Origin of the sequence: Bacillus sp. FSL M8-0256 (genome assembly GCF_038005765.1) — a bacterium.
Taxonomy (GTDB): Bacteria; Bacillota; Bacilli; order Bacillales; family Bacillaceae; genus Bacillus; species Bacillus safensis.
Window position 1 is genome coordinate 3670785 of record NZ_JBBOTU010000001.1, and the last position, 16616, is coordinate 3687400.

General features: G+C 43.3%; 15 protein-coding genes. 1 reads left to right on the plus strand and 14 read right to left on the minus strand.

Annotation, left to right across the window (positions count from 1 at the left end; all coding sequences use genetic code 11):
• Positions 1–13: 13 nt before the first annotated feature.
• From NSQ76_RS19000 to sigY, 9 genes are all read right to left on the minus strand, one after another.
• A complete protein-coding gene (locus NSQ76_RS19000; RefSeq protein WP_024423869.1) occupies positions 14–319 on the minus strand; it encodes a PTS sugar transporter subunit IIB in 306 nt (101 codons plus the stop codon).
• 122 nt (positions 320–441) lie between these two features.
• Positions 442–2385 carry a BglG family transcription antiterminator gene (locus NSQ76_RS19005; RefSeq protein ID WP_034624157.1) on the minus strand — a complete coding sequence of 648 codons (1944 nt, stop codon included), beginning with the start codon at positions 2383–2385 and terminating at the stop codon, positions 442–444.
• Between the two features lie 237 nt (positions 2386–2622).
• Positions 2623–3237, minus strand: coding sequence for a class F sortase (locus tag NSQ76_RS19010; RefSeq protein ID WP_135031496.1), 615 nt, complete (start codon positions 3235–3237; stop codon positions 2623–2625).
• A gap of 59 nt (positions 3238–3296) precedes the next feature.
• Positions 3297–4688 (minus strand): copper amine oxidase, encoded by a 1392-nt coding sequence (locus NSQ76_RS19015; protein WP_341055492.1) that lies wholly within the window; start codon positions 4686–4688, stop codon positions 3297–3299.
• 124 nt (positions 4689–4812) lie between these two features.
• A complete protein-coding gene (locus NSQ76_RS19020) occupies positions 4813–4926 on the minus strand; it encodes a hypothetical protein (protein ID WP_223251037.1) in 114 nt (37 codons plus the stop codon).
• 82 nt (positions 4927–5008) lie between these two features.
• Positions 5009–6379 (minus strand): NADP-specific glutamate dehydrogenase, encoded by a 1371-nt coding sequence (gene gdhA, locus NSQ76_RS19025; RefSeq protein WP_025093799.1) that lies wholly within the window; start codon positions 6377–6379, stop codon positions 5009–5011.
• A 311-nt stretch (positions 6380–6690) separates the two neighbouring features.
• Complete coding sequence (locus NSQ76_RS19030) at positions 6691–6903, minus strand: hypothetical protein (protein WP_024423874.1); 213 nt, start codon at positions 6901–6903, stop codon at positions 6691–6693.
• Positions 6900–7211: a YxlC family protein gene (locus NSQ76_RS19035; protein ID WP_341055497.1), complete on the minus strand. Its 312-nt coding sequence runs from the start codon at positions 7209–7211 to the stop codon at positions 6900–6902. Before NSQ76_RS19035 ends, NSQ76_RS19030 begins: the two co-directional genes overlap by 4 nt.
• The gene (sigY, locus tag NSQ76_RS19040; protein ID WP_024427501.1) at positions 7208–7741 is read right to left on the minus strand and encodes an RNA polymerase sigma factor SigY; all 534 of its coding nucleotides are present in this window, start codon (positions 7739–7741) and stop codon (positions 7208–7210) included. Before sigY ends, NSQ76_RS19035 begins: the two co-directional genes overlap by 4 nt.
• A 461-nt stretch (positions 7742–8202) precedes the next feature.
• Between sigY and NSQ76_RS19045 the strand changes: the two genes are divergently transcribed.
• The gene (locus NSQ76_RS19045; RefSeq protein ID WP_042995243.1) at positions 8203–9240 is read left to right on the plus strand and encodes a pectate lyase family protein; all 1038 of its coding nucleotides are present in this window, start codon (positions 8203–8205) and stop codon (positions 9238–9240) included.
• A 57-nt stretch (positions 9241–9297) separates the two neighbouring features.
• Here NSQ76_RS19045 and cydC read toward each other — a convergent pair whose 3' ends face one another.
• The 5 genes from cydC to isdG all read right to left on the minus strand — a co-directional run bounded on the left by cydC (position 9298) and on the right by isdG (position 16614).
• Positions 9298–11031: a thiol reductant ABC exporter subunit CydC gene (gene cydC / locus NSQ76_RS19050; protein ID WP_024427503.1), complete on the minus strand. Its 1734-nt coding sequence runs from the start codon at positions 11029–11031 to the stop codon at positions 9298–9300.
• Positions 11021–12757, minus strand: coding sequence for a thiol reductant ABC exporter subunit CydD (gene cydD / locus NSQ76_RS19055; protein WP_341055500.1), 1737 nt, complete (start codon positions 12755–12757; stop codon positions 11021–11023). The genes cydC and cydD overlap by 11 nt, the downstream gene beginning before the upstream one ends.
• The gene (gene cydB, locus NSQ76_RS19060) at positions 12757–13773 is read right to left on the minus strand and encodes a cytochrome d ubiquinol oxidase subunit II (RefSeq protein ID WP_024423880.1); all 1017 of its coding nucleotides are present in this window, start codon (positions 13771–13773) and stop codon (positions 12757–12759) included. The genes cydD and cydB overlap by 1 nt, the downstream gene beginning before the upstream one ends.
• Entirely contained in the window at positions 13760–15175 is a 1416-nt protein-coding gene (locus NSQ76_RS19065) for a cytochrome ubiquinol oxidase subunit I (protein WP_024423881.1), read from the minus strand. Before NSQ76_RS19065 ends, cydB begins: the two co-directional genes overlap by 14 nt.
• Positions 15176–15498: 323 nt before the next feature.
• Positions 15499–16614, minus strand: a complete 1116-nt coding sequence (gene isdG / locus NSQ76_RS19070; RefSeq protein ID WP_274382408.1) for a heme oxygenase — start codon at positions 16612–16614, stop codon at positions 15499–15501.
• Positions 16615–16616: the final 2 nt, after the last annotated feature.

Below are 16616 nucleotides of genomic sequence, written 5' to 3' on the forward strand. Positions count from 1 at the left end.
CCCTCCGCCCCCTTTATCCGTTCACTAACTGTTCAGCAGATTTTAAAACCTCAGCGCCATTACATACGCCATAATGCACAGTATTAATCACGTCTACTGGGATTCCTTTTTCTTCTCCGAGCTTTTTCATTTGCGGTAATAAATATCGAACCTGAGGTCCTAATAAAAGCACATCGGCTTGATCAATATGATTTTTCGCAGAATCTCCTGATACTGCCCAAATACGATATTCTTTTCCTTGTTCTTGTGCGCTTTTCTCCATTTTTGTGACAAGTAAGCTTGTAGACATACCTGCTGCGCAAACCAATAAGATGTTCATGTGTAAACGCCCCCTTTTCAAAGTGTGAAGCTATTCTTTACACATTCATCATATTATGAAACCGCTTTCATAAACACCCATACTTTTTCCTTTAGGAAGCGGAAAAAGTTAGTATCACACAGTTAGTTCTTGTACGATGGAGCCTTTTTATACATGATATCAAGCATGTCTTCAAATGTATCACAGGCGATCAGATGCTGAATGAATTTCACATTATGCACAAGCTCCCCCAGCAGGCGGTACATGCCTTTTAAATCTTTGGCATTCTCTTTTTCGACACAAAGCAGGCAGACAAATTGAACCTTTTTCTCTCCCCAAATGATTGGTTTTTCTAATGTACATATCGCCCAAAACGTCTTATCTGTCAGCGGCGTCATCGGGTGCGGAATCGCTGTATAATGTCCGAAAGAGGTAGGGGCAGCCTCTTCTCTTTCCATGACAGATGGTGTGAGTTCAGCTGGCGCTAAGCCCATATCGATGACTTTTTGCGTTAAAAAGGTGATGACCTCTTCCTTTGTTTGAAAGGCGCGTTTTGTAAAAACCAATTCCTTTTTCATATATTGAGAGGCCAATGTCACCCTTGTTTCACTCGTCAGGGCTTCTTCAATTTTTAAAAAATCACCGCCTCCCAAAATGGTGTTCACTTGAATGACTGGAACCGGTAAATCCATATGAATTGGGATCGTTGTAATAATCAAATCCAAGGCATGCAAAGAGACATGCGGAAGCGAATATAGCTCTGCTGTTCCTAAAATGGTCAGCTTTGATCCAAATTGTGAACGCAAACGATCCTGCAGCAGCCTTGCACTCCCTGCACCAGACGCACAGACAATGAGACACCGCTTCGGCGGGATCTCCATTTTCCTCCGTTCTAAAGCCGCACCAAAATGAAGCGCCATATATCCGATTTCGTTCTCATGAATACTCAGCCCTTCCTCTTCTTCAAGAACCCTGCTGGCGATAATCCCCGCTTCAAAAGCAAGGGGATACCCCGCTTTTATTTCATCAAGCATCGGATTTCTTAAGTTCATTCCATATTTACATCGGTTGATGGCAGGCTTTAAGTGCAGACTCAATCCAATCATTAGTTCCGTATCACCGGCTAAATCAAGCTGCAATTTTTGATCAATGGCCTTCAGCATGAGCTGTACAAGCCGGCTCGTGTCATCATCTACAATTTGTTTTTGACCGCTCGAGGAAAAGGACTGTACCATTTTGGCTGTTCCTAGCAAATGAATGGTGATATAGACGATTTCCTCTTGTGGAAATGAGACATCCAGCAGCCCTTCAAGACGCTCCACCATTTTTTTAGCGACCTTATATTCCTTTGCCCGGGGAATTTCGCTGATTTCCTCTGGAAGAACAGATACATAGTTTCCGTGTCTAATTCGTTTGCAGGCAATGGCGACATGAACGATTAAATTATTCATGCAAATGTCTGATAGATTCATACCTTCCTCATTGATATAATTGATCATTGTTTTCTGAATCAATTCGAGTTCATGCTTTGGCAAAATGGTAACAGCTGTGTTCAGCATCGTTTGATAAGAACGACATTCATTGAATAAATATTCTGACATACAATAACGGATTTTCATCTCTGATCCCTTGATTCGGCAGCCTTTGCCCGGCTTCGCTTCCAGCTTCAGACCAAAGGGCTCCAACTTACGTTTGACCGATTTCACATCGTTGCTCATCGTTGATTTACTAATAAACAGCTGCTCCTGTAAATCCTCCAGCTTCACATAGGATTCTGCCAAAAGAAGCCTTTTTAAAATAAACCGAACACGCTCCTCTGGCAGCACAGCAAGCGGCTCTTCCTGCTCGACCTCCTCCTTCATAAAACGGCGAAAGGCATTCTCATCGTTGATCAACAGCTCATAGCCGGCTCCTCTAACAGCTGTTACAGCTGCTTGATAAGGGGCAAGACGGTCGTTCAGTTCTTTTATGTCTGTACGAATGGTGCGGCTTGTCACTTGTAAACTGGCAGAAAGTGCAGCGCTTGTGAGCGGGGTCTCAGCTGCCATGAGTTGACTTAAGATGTGCGCCAGTCTTTTACTCAGCATCAGATCGGCCTCCTTATGTAGGGGTGGAGAATCTGCCTTGTCTGGACAGGTTGTATACGCTTGCAGTTCTCTTCATTACTCATATTCTACTGAAAAGAAATAAAAATTGCCAACTCATATATATGACAAATGCCCCTATTTATACAACTAACCATATCTAATGTCCTATGAATCTTTTTGAAAGATACTTGCGAAAACCACGAAAAAAAGGCGTACACCATCGTGTACCCGCCTTCTTTATGAAGAGATCAGCTGGGTAAAGACAACCAATCTTTTTTCATGCGTACCTGCTGCATGATCAAATGTCCCTGTACAAGTGATTAAATTGAGATTCCGTGTAAAGGCGTATCCAAAAAACGCATTAGGCTTCTCTTCACGCGGATAACTTCTTACTTTTATGACTTCAAAGGTTCGCTTTTTTCCTGATGAAGACGTGACGATCACCTTGTCTCCCTTTTTTAGCTCCTTTAATCGATAAAAAACCGATGGACCCCATTTATTATCTACATGACCGTTCATGACGGCATTCCCTTTATCTCCCGGCTTTGGACCATCTTCAAACCAAGCCGTGTTGTCTGTTTCCTGAGGGACACCCATACTGCCATCCTTTGATAAAGCTGTTTTCTCCACTTTTGCTTTGACATCAATCGCGGGAATGGCGATTTCTGCTGGTACAATACCAGACGGCTCGTCTTTTAATGTATCGTGTGAGTGGTTCTTTTTCTCAGCTTGATGTGTGGTCATTTCCTTAGAAGCTGATATGTTTTTTGAGGATGACGATTCATTCATTGACTGTGATGAACAGCCTGTGATGATGAGAAGCGAAAGAATACTGAGCAGCCAATTCTTCATCTAAGCCGGCCTCCTTTTGAAGAAAGGAACGGCACGATTATGCACGTTCCCACCTGTCTTTATGAGTTAGAATTTGATGCCTTACGGCGAATGAGGAAAAATGCACCGGCTGCACCGCCTGCTAGGATTAAACTTGCGATCATTCCCGCAAATGCTTCATAGGACATGCCTAAAGGACCTGCTGTGCCTCCCATGCCTGTTTTCGGCATTTCATTAGGCATGTTGGATTTGAACAGCTCAGGATGCTGATCAACAATCGCTGCTGCGACATCCTGACCAACCATGAACATATGACCATAAGCCTCTCTCACTGTCGGATAAAGCTGATCATATTCGCCATTATGGTAAGACGTATATGTTTTGATCAGCTCATCAATATGTGTTTTCAAACCAGCCTCAAGATCAGCTGCCTTTAAACGTCCATCTGTCGCTTGATCTAGGAATTTCGCTTGCTTCATTCGATACGCATCTAAATCTTTGACAGCCTTTTCTTTTGCTTGTTGATCCCCTGATGCATCCGCTTTGACATAATCAACTAAATAGCCGATATGGCTTGACCAAATGTCTTTGAATTGTTTGCCTGCATCCTTACCATAAACAGATGCAATCGCAGCAGATAAATCATTTGTGTTTTCATTTAAAGCTGCTGCTGCTTGCTCAAAGTCCTTGCTGCCATCATTTCCTTTTTGCATGGCAACTACCGCGAGTGCCAAATGCTCTGAAAACAAGTAGTTTAAATCTTCACGAAGATCTGCTGCTGGTGTATCCACTGACTTTTTATCAAATTTCCCAGGAAATTGATCTGTGATAGCCCATGACACGCCTTTTCCTACCTCAAACATATGATGAATGGATTTTCTAACCGTAACATAGGTCGTATCAAAATCCTTTTCAGTATAGCTGTCAAACGCTTTTAGCAGTTCATTCACATGCATCTTCAAGCCTTCTTCAAGCTCACTTGCTTTCAGTCTGCCGTCTGTTGCTTGATCGAGCATATCAGCTTGTTTCATTCGATATTGATCAAGCTTCTTTATCGCTTTCTTTTTACCTGCATCGTCTTTTTTCGCTGTGGCTTGTACATAGTCAACAAAGTAGCCGATATGACTTGACCAAATGTCCTTGAATTGTTTGCCTGCTTTTTTTCCATACACAGAGGCAATTGCATCTGATAAGTCATTCGTGTTTTCACTTAAAGCCGCCGCTGCTTGATTGAAGTCTTTACTGCCGTCAATTCCTTTTTGCATCGTGATCACTGCTAAATAGGCATGCTCTGAAAACAGCTGATCTAGTGCTGCTCGAAGATCTGTGGCTTTATTTGACACCTCTTGTGACGAAGACGTCTTCTTCGCCTCCCCATGCATATGTCCTTCGTGTGCACTTGCGATATGAGCCGCTGGGAATAATAATGCTGCGCTCAGTGGAATGGTTAACATTGCTTTCTTCATGTTCATCTTTTATTTCCTCCTCTTTCCGTTTGTTATGTACTTAACGGAGAGAGGGAGAAAATAGATCATTCGATTCTATTATTTTTTTCTTACAACACAGGCTCTGTATGTTTGCATAAAAAAAGCCGGATTATCCGGCAGATACGTTACGACGTTTAGATGCTTTTCGCTCTTTATATATTTTTCTCACCAATGGGTAAATCACAGGTGCCCATTTGACAATTTGTTTCAGCCATTTTTTCATTTCTCCCGCGCCTCCTTATTGTCATTCTTAAAGGACGATTCCCCATCTTGTCATGAAATAAACAGGTGCGGGAGAGCAGGAGTTAAATCACGCCTTGTGCGATCATGGCATCTGCCACTTTACGAAATCCTGCAATATTTGCTCCAACCATGATGTTCCCTGAGTGTCCATATTCGTCTGCTGTCTCTGTACACTGACGGTAAATAGACTTCATCATTTGTTTCAGCTGAGCATCTACTTCTTCAAATGTCCAAGATATTCTTGCACTGTTTTGTGCCATTTCCAGTGCTGATACACCTACTCCTCCAGCATTGGCCGCTTTTGCTGGCGCAAACAAAATTCGATTCTCTTCAAATACTTTGACCGCCTTAAGAGTGGATGGCATATTGGCTCCCTCTCCTACAGCGATGACACCATTTGCCACAAGCTGCTGTGCATGCGCCTCTGATATTTCATTTTGTGTTGCACACGGCAGCGCAATATCACAAGGAACGGACCAAATTTGTTCGCAATCTTCAATTAATTCAGCATGCGGGTGTATGTCTATGTATGCCCCAATCCGCTGATTCTCGACTTCCTTGAGCTGCTTGATGGTCTCAAGTGAAATTCCTTGAGGATCATAAATCGCTCCGCTTGAATCACTGCAAGCCACAACCTTACCGCCTAATTCGATTACCTTTTCCATTGCATAGATAGACACATTTCCTGAGCCCGACACAACAACGGAACGTCCTTCAAATTGAAGCCCATGTGCTTTCAGCATTTCCTCCATGAAGTACACCAGTCCGTAGCCTGTTGCCTCTTTTCTCGCTAAGCTGCCTCCGAATCCAGGGCTTTTCCCCGTGAGTACACCCGCTTCATAAGCACCGCGCATTTTCTTGTACTGTCCGAACATATAGCCAATTTCGCGTGCTCCTACACCAATATCACCTGCTGGCACATCTTGATCAGGTCCAATATATCGGCCGAGTTCACTCATAAAGCTTTGAACGAAACGCATGATTTCCCCATCAGACTTCCCTTTAGGGTCAAAATCCGATCCGCCTTTCCCTCCGCCAATCGGCATACCAGTCAGTGCATTTTTAAAGATTTGTTCAAATCCTAAAAATTTGATAATGCTTGCATTAACGGTTGGATGAAAGCGAATGCCTCCTTTATAAGGACCGATAGCACTATTGAATTGAACCCTAAATCCTCGATTGACTTGTACTTTGCCCTCATCGTCTACCCATGGCACTCGAAATACCACAAGCCGCTCAGGCTCAATGAGCCGTTCTAAAATGCCTTGTTTTTCATACTCTGGGTGCTTTGCAAAAACTGGGACGAGTGATTCCAGAATTTCTTTTACGGCTTGCTGGAATTCCTCTTCTCCGGGATTTCGTTTTTCCACCTCTTCTAACACACGGTGGATGTAGCTTTGTGCTGTTTGTGCTGCTCGATCTAAGGTCAACATGTCGCATCTGCCTCCTTGTAGATATCTTCACACATTTAATTGTTAGATTTTCTAACGCATATTGAGACTAATTTAACACCAATTGTAAAATCTGATCAATATTGATAACAGATGAAAATGATGCCGAATTGAGATAGATCAAGCAGCCGCAGCGAATGTCATTAAAAATAAGCGCTCAAGGAATGACTAATGTGCTAGAAACGAACAAGCGGATGTTTCTCGTCCCGTTTTCTTTGACAAATACATGAATCATGATGAATTTCTAGCTCGTTTTCCAACGAAAAAAGGGTCAAAAGTTTGATCGAATGCACTCAATCTTTTCGGGGCTTCCCACCTCTTTTTCGATCAGGTAACACGACACAAAGCCAATATAAAATAGAAGACGATGGAAAGTTAATGAGACCGACAATGCCCCAGAACCACTTGTAACGCCCTCTTTTCTTTGCATCCATAAATAAAAGAAAGCCCTGTGCAAACAATAACGGCAAGACGCACAATAAGATGATCATTTCCGTCTGACTCATAAGGAAGACCCTCCTTTGATATGTTGATATTCCTTGTAGCCAACAACAAAGCAGATGGGGACGCTCACTATTTGGAGAAGAATGAAGATGATAGGCAAATGGGTAATGGCAGCTGCAAAGAGTACCAGAATGGTCAAACTGATCAGAATGTATGCCAGCACTTCTTGTTTAAAACGCCTTTTCTCTTGTTCCTTCGCCTGTTTCAGCATCATCATGACAGCCAGCTCACTTGGCTTTTCCACTTCAATTTGTTCGTCTAGCTGCTTAAGCTCTTCTTTTAAACGTTCGGTCAAACGATCTTCCTTCATAAATCCCACTCCTTTCGAATTTTCTTTAATCCATGATGGACCCTCGATTTCACAGTGCCTTCTCTCATTCCGAGCATTAAAGCTATTTCTGGGTAGGTAAATCCATAATAATAGTGGAGAATAATCGGGGCTCTCTCCTGAGCCTTTAATTCATTTAAAGCATCCCACATGTCATGCCATGTGTTCCCCTTTTGCTGAACGTCCCATTTGAAGCGGCGTATGGCTTCCTGATTCGCTTTACCTTCTCTCATTTGTTCACGTTTTCTTTTCTTCTGGTGATCTAAAAATTGCCTAGATGCAATCGAAATGAGCCAGGTTGAAAATAAGGCATCTCCTCTAAATGAAGAAAGTTTCATATACGCTTTCAGCATCGTTTCTTGCATGATTTCCTCTGCGAGCTCTTGTTGAAGGGTGAGCTTCAACATATATCGGTAAAGAAAGGAATAATGATGCCGATAAAGGGCTGTAAACGCGGCATCATCTCCCTGTTTTGCCCGCTGAATCAATAATGTCTCTTCTGTCTGCTCCAAACACACCCCTCCTTCCTTTTCTTCTCTTACTCATGAGACGACACGGATGACAATATCGTTTAAAATGGACCTTATTTTTTAGTATATCCTCTATGATTCTCGTTTTATATCCAATTTTTTCTTATGTAATGATTATGGCATTCCTTCTTCTCTAACAAAATGATGCGTTCGTAATCATCTTGATTTTCTACGAAACGGAGAGCCTCCTCTCCATAATCAAGATGTCATCCTCATACCTATCGACAATGGTCCTTATCTCATGAAGATGAAAATGAAATAATCATTGGCTTAGCTTCCTAGGAAATCATGGAATACGCTGCGCCTATCCTTAGCCGATGATACCTTTTTGCATGCTATGCTCATCCTACATTCCGAAAGAAGCAATGCTTGTGAAGGAAGGAGGATTGGTTGAATCACAGCTTATTTTGGAAACGTTTTCATTAAAATAAAATAGAATGGAGATGTTGACTTTGAAGAGAAAAATTCCAATGTTAGCCGGTGTATTAGCTGTTGGTCTCGTCACTTCGTTATTTGCACCAAACGGGGAGGCAAAGGCAGCAGCCAAATATCCAGAAAGCCCTTCTATTATGGCCAACTTTAATCAACAAGGCTTCTCCACATTAAATGGCGGCACAACAGGCGGTGAAGGCGGTAAAACCGTCACAGTCAAAACTGGAAATGAACTATTGGCTGCCCTCAAAAATAAAGGAACAAACGAAAAATTAAAAATTGTTGTAGACGGGACGATTACCCCCTCTAATACATCAGCCAATAAAATCGATGTGAAAGATACAAATAATGTCTCGATCGTCGGGAAAGGGACGAACGGCGAATTGAATGGGATTGGCATTAAAGTATGGCGTGCCAATAATATCATCATCCGTAACTTGAAAATCCACCACAGCAAAATCGGTGACAAAGATGCCATCGGGATTGAAGGCGGTGCTAAAAACATATGGGTCGATCATAATGAACTGTACAACACATTGAATTCCGGGAAGGATGACTACGATGGTTTATTTGATGTAAAAAATGACTCTGACTACATTACCTTCTCGTGGAACTATGTACATGACAGCTGGAAAACAATGCTCATGGGCAGCTCCGATAACGATAACTACAATCGAAAAATTACGTTCCATAACAACCGCTTTGAAAACCTGAACTCTCGTGTACCGTCTATGCGCTTCGGGGAAGGACATGTCTATAACAACTATTACAAAGACATCCTCACAACAGCGATTAACTCGCGTATGGGCGCGAAGATGAGAATTGAACACAACGTATTTGAAAACACCAAAAATGCGATCGGAAGCTGGGACAGCCGTCAAGTTGGTACATGGCATGTCATCAACAACTCGTATATTAACAGCACAGGCAGTCTGCCTACGTCTTCAACAGGTACGTATAACCCTCCTTATAACTACTCTTTGCTTAACGTGAACAATGTGAAATCAGAAGTGATATCAAATGCAGGTGTTGGGAAAGTAAACCCTTAAACCACAAAACGTTCGGGCAGAGATTTCCTGTCCGAACGTTCTTGTCATTTCATTCATTTAAATAGTAGAAAATGGACGATCCATTTCATACAACTTTTGATAACGCGTGTTTTCTTTTAGTAAATCCTGATGCTGACCCTGCATCTCAATGCGCCCGTTTTCAATAAACATGATGCGGTCACATGCCTCACAGCCAGTCAGGTGATGGGTAATCCAAATAACTGTTTTCCCTTTTAACACACGGAAGATGGTTTCAAGCAATTCACGCTCTGTCCGCGGATCAAGCCCGACGGTCGGTTCATCTAATACAACTACCGGCGTGTCCTGAAGCAATATCCGAGCTAACGCTATACGCTGTCTTTCTCCACCTGAAAATCGAACCCCTGTCTCCTGAACACCTGTGTGATAACCTTCTGGCAAAGACTCAATGTAATCATGCAGCTGCACTTGTCTTGCTGCTTCTTTTACCTGTTCTTCTGTCGCCTCTGGAGATCCTAAACGAATATTGTTTAAAACAGACGTATCAAATAAATAAGGCTGTTGATTGAGCACAGACACATAGGCAGACACCTTCTCTTGAATGCTTTGAACCGATTTCCCTTGAATGCTGACCGCTCCTTGATTTGGAACGACTGCCCCTTCTAACAATTTTAAAATGGTCGATTTGCCTGCACCGCTTTTTCCTAAAAGCGCGAGTGATTCCCCTTGCTTCAGAGAAAAGGACAGGTCTTGAAGGACATATCGATGCGTGTCATACCGAAAGGACACTTGATCAAAACAGACAGCTTCATCGTGAGAAATGGCTGACTGATCCACTGCCTTGCTCTCAGCTTCTCCTTCATATGACTGCTTTTCATAATGATGTAATCTGCTGACAGCATGCTGGTAGACGGGAATATCACCTGCCGCATCTGAGAGCGGAAGAAAGGCTTCTGTTAATGGAAACAGCACAAGTACAAAGGCTGCAATCAGTGTGTGTGACATGGATCCTGACTGAACGACCGAGCCGCTCCAATACACAACAAGCACGACAGCTCCTCCAATCAAGAGCTGTGCCAAAAATTGACGCACACGGATAAATCGGTGTTTGGCTGCTTCAAGCGCTAACAGCTGTGCTTCTTTCTGTTCATATCCATCCACAAAATCTTTCTGCCTGCCGCTGAACAGCCAGTCACTAACGCCCATGACTGCATCTGTTAAATGGCTGTACAGTTCATTTCTGCCTTTTTTCATTTGAATTTGTCTTGCCCGGTTCACAAGCACTGTGACGTATGGGAAAACGAATACGAGAAGTGCCATATAAAGCAGCATCAGTCCAGCAAAAGGCCATGAGAAAAGGCCAAGTGCTCCAATGGATGCGGCATATAAAAGCAGTGCACCGATGGATGGAAAGATGGTTTTTAAATAGGCATCCTGCAGTCTCTCCACATCATCTGACAAGAGACCAAGCATTTCACCTGTCCCCAGCTTTGTCCGTTTGGCACTTCGTTCAGCCATGTCATAGAGGCGTACACGCATTTTTTCAATCATTGTCAAAATGAGCTGATGACTTGCCAGCCTTTCTGCGTAGCGGGCAGCAGAGCGCGAAATACCAAAGGTACGTACAGCCACAATTGGGACGTAGACCATGAGTATATTCTCAGGTCTTGTCGCAGCTTTTGAAATGAGAAATCCCGACGTGTACATCAGCATAGAAGCAGAGAATACCGCAATGGCTCCTAAAAATAAAACCAGGGCAAACAGCTTTTGATTCTCCTTGATATAAGGTATAAACCAGCCTTTACTGACCATGTGTGATCGCCCCCATTTGCTCCTGTACCAATTGATAATACACGCCTTTTCTTTGCATTAATGATTCATGTGTCCCCATTTCTGCGACGGTTCCTTGATCCATGACAATGATTTCATCCATGTCCGGCATCCAATGGAGCCTGTGTGTCGCTAAGAACACAAGTTTATGTTCAAACAGTGGAAGCATTGTTTTCTTCAGTTCATACTCTGTTTCAATATCGAGATGCGCCGTTGGTTCATCTAACAGCATAATGGATCGCTGGCCCAACACAGTTCGAGCAAGCGCAATTCTTTGCGCCTGTCCGCCGCTTAGCTCTCTTCCCTGTTCTCCAATGACCTCATCCAGGCCATTTGGCAGCTGCGTAACCAGCTGAGATAAGCCAGCCTCATGCACAGCTCTTTCCACTTCTTCGTCTGTTGCATTCGGTTCATAAAAACGAATGTTTTCTCTTAATGTCATGTGAAATAAATAGGGATGCTGCGGCATATAGACAACTTCCTTTTGCCATTCGTTCATCTGTAAATGAACAAGCGGCTGGCCGTTTAGCGTAATTTGACCTGCAGACGGTTCAACAAAACCGCCGAGGACATCGGTTAATGTCGATTTCCCTGAACCACTGGCACCAATGATGCCGATTTTTTTCTTCCCTTTGACAGTGAGATCCACATCCTGAATGGAATAAGGGGCATGTTCATCATGCTGGACACAAACATCTTGCAGCGTGAGCACGGATTGTTCATCCCACTTATTCAGATGCACAGATTGTGTCTCCTGCGTACGGAAGCCCTTTTCTTCTAAAATGACCTGCATCGCTTCATTCGCTTCTTTTCCATTTAACGTCGCATGATAATCATTTCCCACTTCACGTACCGGCAGGAAATACTCCGGCGCCAGCATAAGCGCCGTCAAAGCCGGCAATAACAGAAGCTCTCCTTCAATTAAACGTAATCCAAGAAAAACAGCGACGGTTGCAATCGATAGCATGGAAAAGAAATCGAGGGCAAACGATGACAGAAAGGCGACCTTCAGCGTACTCATGGTCGCTTTTCGATATCGCTTTGACACCTCCGCAATATTACGGGAGTGTTTTTTGCTGATACCTAAGTAACGAAGCGTCTCAAGGCCCCGGAGAGAGTCAGTAAAATGATTGGATAATTTCTCATACGATCTCCATTGTTTGGCCGCTTTACGCTGAGCAACAAGGCCTAGCAAAATCATAAAAATAATTAAAATTGGCAGCGTCACAATTAAAATGACGGCTGATGTTTCATCTAATGTCCACACATAGATAAGGACCATCGCCGGAATCACTGCCATGTTCACCATTTTCGGCAAAAACAGCTGTAAATACTGACGGTATTGAGCAATTCCTTCCATTGCTAATGTGACAAGCTTTCCTGTCCCTTTTTTCTTTGCAAAGGCAGGCCCTAATCGAAAGAGTTGGTCTAGCAGCTGCTTTCTGACGTCTGCTCCAATTCGGGAAGAGTAGGTAAACATGACCTTCTCCCGAATCAAGGTGAGACCGTGCCGCACAAGAAAGGCAGCAAGAAACAGCATGACGTAAGGCGCTGCCTGCGAGAGGCTTTTCCCGTCAAACAGCGTTGTAATGGCATGTGCCAGCCACTGTGCTTGGAAAATAATACTTGCTCCTTGGATGAGTGACACAATACCTAAGAGGGCAAGAAGCCCTCTCATTCCTTTTAATTGAAGCAAACGTTTATCCATTAGTAGGTCATTGGCTCCTTACCGCTTACACGTTTACGGAAGACGTAATAGCTCCAAATTTGATACCCAAGCACAAAGGGCAGCAAAGAAACGGCAACAATCGTCATGACCGTCAGTGAATAAGATCCAGATGCAGCGTTTTGAATTGTGAGATCAAACGAATGGCTGATTGAACTAATCATGACGCGCGGGAACAATGCTGTGAAAAGCATGGCCACCGTCACCATGATGCCTGTCCCTGTGAATAAGAATGTCCAGCCATCACGTTCTTTTCTCATCAAAACAAGGGCAGCTATATAACAAACCACAATCAGCACAGTTAACGGAATGGTGATGATCGGGCGTACGGTATAAATGTCTGTTTCAATGATGGACACACCGACAAATATAACAAGAACAGGGAGGGCAATGAGCAGGACACGCTGGCCCAATTTTCTTGCACGATCTCTTAAGTCACCCTCTGTACGAAGTGTGACAAAAATCAAGCCATGCAGCAGGCAAAGAACCGTCACAGCTAACCCGCCGATCACTGAGTAAAGATTCACAAAGTCCGTAAATCCAGCGTACATGTTCATGTCTTGATCAATTGGCATCCCGCGTAAAATACTCGTGAATAACACACCGAGCAAAAACGGCGGAAGCAGACTGCCAAAGAAGATCACCCAGTCCCACGCCTTAATCCAAGAGGCTTTCTCAACCTTCCCTCGGAATTCAAAGGCGACTCCGCGCCCAATGAGCGCTAAGAGAAGAACCGCAAACGGAATATAGTATCCGCTGAACATCGTGGCATACCAGTGAGGAAATGCAGCGAAAATAGCTCCGCCGGCAGTAATCAGCCAGACCTCATTCGCATCCCAGAAAGGACCAATCGTATTGATTAAAATGCGGCGCTCGTGCGCGTCCTTTCCAAGCAGCTGCATGGACATCCCGACACCAAAATCAAATCCTTCTAAGAAGAAAAATCCAACAAACAATACTGCGACAAGAATAAACCAAATCTCGTTAAGATATGCCATGATATGCGCCTCCATCAAATGGATCTGTAGACAGGTCCGTTTCATCCTTTTGATCTGTATCCTCTTCAGAATGTGCACCTTTTTTAATTTCTCGAATGAATAAGTAGGCAAGCAAAATGGCAAGAATCAGATACATCGCCGTAAAGCTAATGACTGAGAATAACAGCATGCCATACGATACGTTCGGTGAAATCGATTGAGCCGTCGTCATCATACCAAAGACGGTCCACGGCTGACGCCCAATTTCAGTCATGATCCAGCCGGCTGAATTCGCAATAAACGGGAACGCAATCATCCCTACCATGAAGCGTAAAAACCATTTGTTTGTTTCGAGTTTCTTTCTAAAGCTCAAGTACAAACCAATCATACTAGCAAAAATCATCAGCATGCCGGCACCGACCATGATTCTAAAGCTCCAGAATGTTGTTTTCACTGGTGGAATGTAGTCTCCAGGGCCAAACTTGGCTTCATATTCTTTTTGAAGTGTCAGCATGCCTGGAACATCTCCACTGAACTTCGAATATGCCAAATAACTTAAGGCAAACGGAATATTGATCTCCGCAGAGTTTTCTTTTTTATCTGTGTCAATGTTGGCAAATAGTGTCCAAGCCGCTGGATCTCCACTATCCTTCCAAAGGGCTTCACTTGCTGCCATCTTCATTGGCTGTGATTTCATTAAGTGCTTCGCTTGATCATGCCCAGAGAACGCCACACCTAAGCCAGAAATTAAAGCAAGGACCATCGCAATCTGGAATGATTTTTTGAAAAAGGCGATTTCTTGTTTTTTGATCATTTTATAGGCACTAACTCCTGCAATAAAGAAAGCACCTGTTGCCAGCGCACCAAACAGAACGTGCGGGAACTCAACCCAAAGCTGCGGGTTCGTCACAAGAGCCCCAAAATCATTCATTTCTGCACGGCCATTTTTAATGGCAAATCCAACTGGCTCCTGCATAAATGAGTTGGCGAGTAAAATCCAAAACGCCGAAAAGATCGTACCAAGGGAAACAAGCCAAATGCACAATAAATGAATCTTCTTCGGCAGACGATCCCAGCCGAATATCCAAAGTCCAATAAATGTAGATTCAAGGAAAAAGGCCAAAAGTGCTTCAATGGCAAGCGGTGCACCAAAGACATCACCGACAAACCTTGAATAATCTGACCAGTTCATCCCAAACTGGAATTCCTGTAGAATCCCTGTTACCACACCTACTGCAAAGTTAAGTAAGAACAGGTGACCCCAAAACTTCGCCATCTTTTTATAGATGTCTTTTTTCTTGACGACATAAAGGGTCTGCATCAATGCGACGATAAACACCAAACCTATTGACATAGGAACAAAAATAAAATGAAATAATGTCGTTGAAGCAAATTGAAATCTTGCTAAAAACAGCTCACTCACAGCCTTACATCCTCCCTTACTTTCACATGCCGAACGATTCATGCTCACCATTTCACAAAATATTCACTATTTGTTCAATGTTTCACAAATAAAAGTCCATTTGAAATGGTTCACTCGGTGAAATTTTACTCTTGATTTTCATTCGGTTAGTTATTTATACCTGTACTTTACACCCATACGCTTCAAAAATAAAGTAAATTTTACCTAAAATTTGGATAGTATTGTGTCAGTTGTTTGAATACTTTGTCAAGAATATGTGACGGAAAATAAACAACCGCAAAAAAAATAGCGCTGCATGTGAGCCGCAGCGCTTTGTTTCTATTTTAAGCTTTTTTCTGTAAAGCAGGTCTTGTCACTTGGACTTCATAGTACGTAATTTTGTTTTTTAATAGACCTTCAGGTTTCGCTTTTCCATGAGCGTGTGCATCTCCAAATGCCTGAGACTTTGTCCAGTTCACAAAGTCTTCTTTTCGATTCCAGCGGGTATGAATGGTCACTTCATCGTAATCGGTTGTCTGCTGTGTGACCCAGACTTCCATGCCTAAAAATCCTTCCATGAATTCTACTTGTCCCTGCTTGTTAAAACGCTTGACGAGGTGGTCTGCACTGCCTTTTTCTACTCTAACCTGGTTGTTTACAATGATCATGTTTGATTCATCTCCCTTTTGTTGTTGGATCGAAGCGATTGGGATAATGAGCGGATGCTCTCCATCTAGGTGAACCTCTGCCTGAATCCCAAAGACCTCTTTGAAAAAGTTTTCTGTTAATACTTCGTTTGGTGTCCCTATTTGGTAAACCTGACCACGCTTCATTGCAATCAGGCGGTCACAATATTTTGCTGCCTGCTGCAGGTCATGAAGAACCATTAAAATGGTGATCCCATGCGTTTCATTCAGCTGTTTGAGCAGCTCCAGTAAATCAAGCTGATGCGCAATATCTAAGTAAGTGGTAGGCTCATCCAGAATAATCGTCTCTGTCTTCTGAGCCAGTGCCATGGCAATATACGCTTTTTGCCTCTCTCCGCCTGACAATGTATGCAGCATTCTGTTTTCATTCACGCGGCTATTTGTCACATCAAGCGCCCACTCTATCGCTTCCTGATCTGTCTTCGAGCTCTTTTTCCAGATCGAACGATGCGGACTTCGTCCAAGTGCGACCAGCTCACGTACTGTCATCGATGGGATGGCCGTTCTCGTCTGCATCAGAACGGCGATTTCTTGTGCAATCTCCTGTGCTGTCATTTCTTTTTGCGGGATATCGTGAATATAAATCATGCCGCTTTCAATCGACGTAAGGCGTGCGGCCGCTTTAATAAACGTCGACTTCCCTGACCCATTCGGTCCAATAATTCCTGTTACACTTCCTTTAGGCACAGCTGCTGAAATAGACGACAATCGAAAGCCTCCTTGACTGAGGCTCACGTCATCCATCGCAATCACAT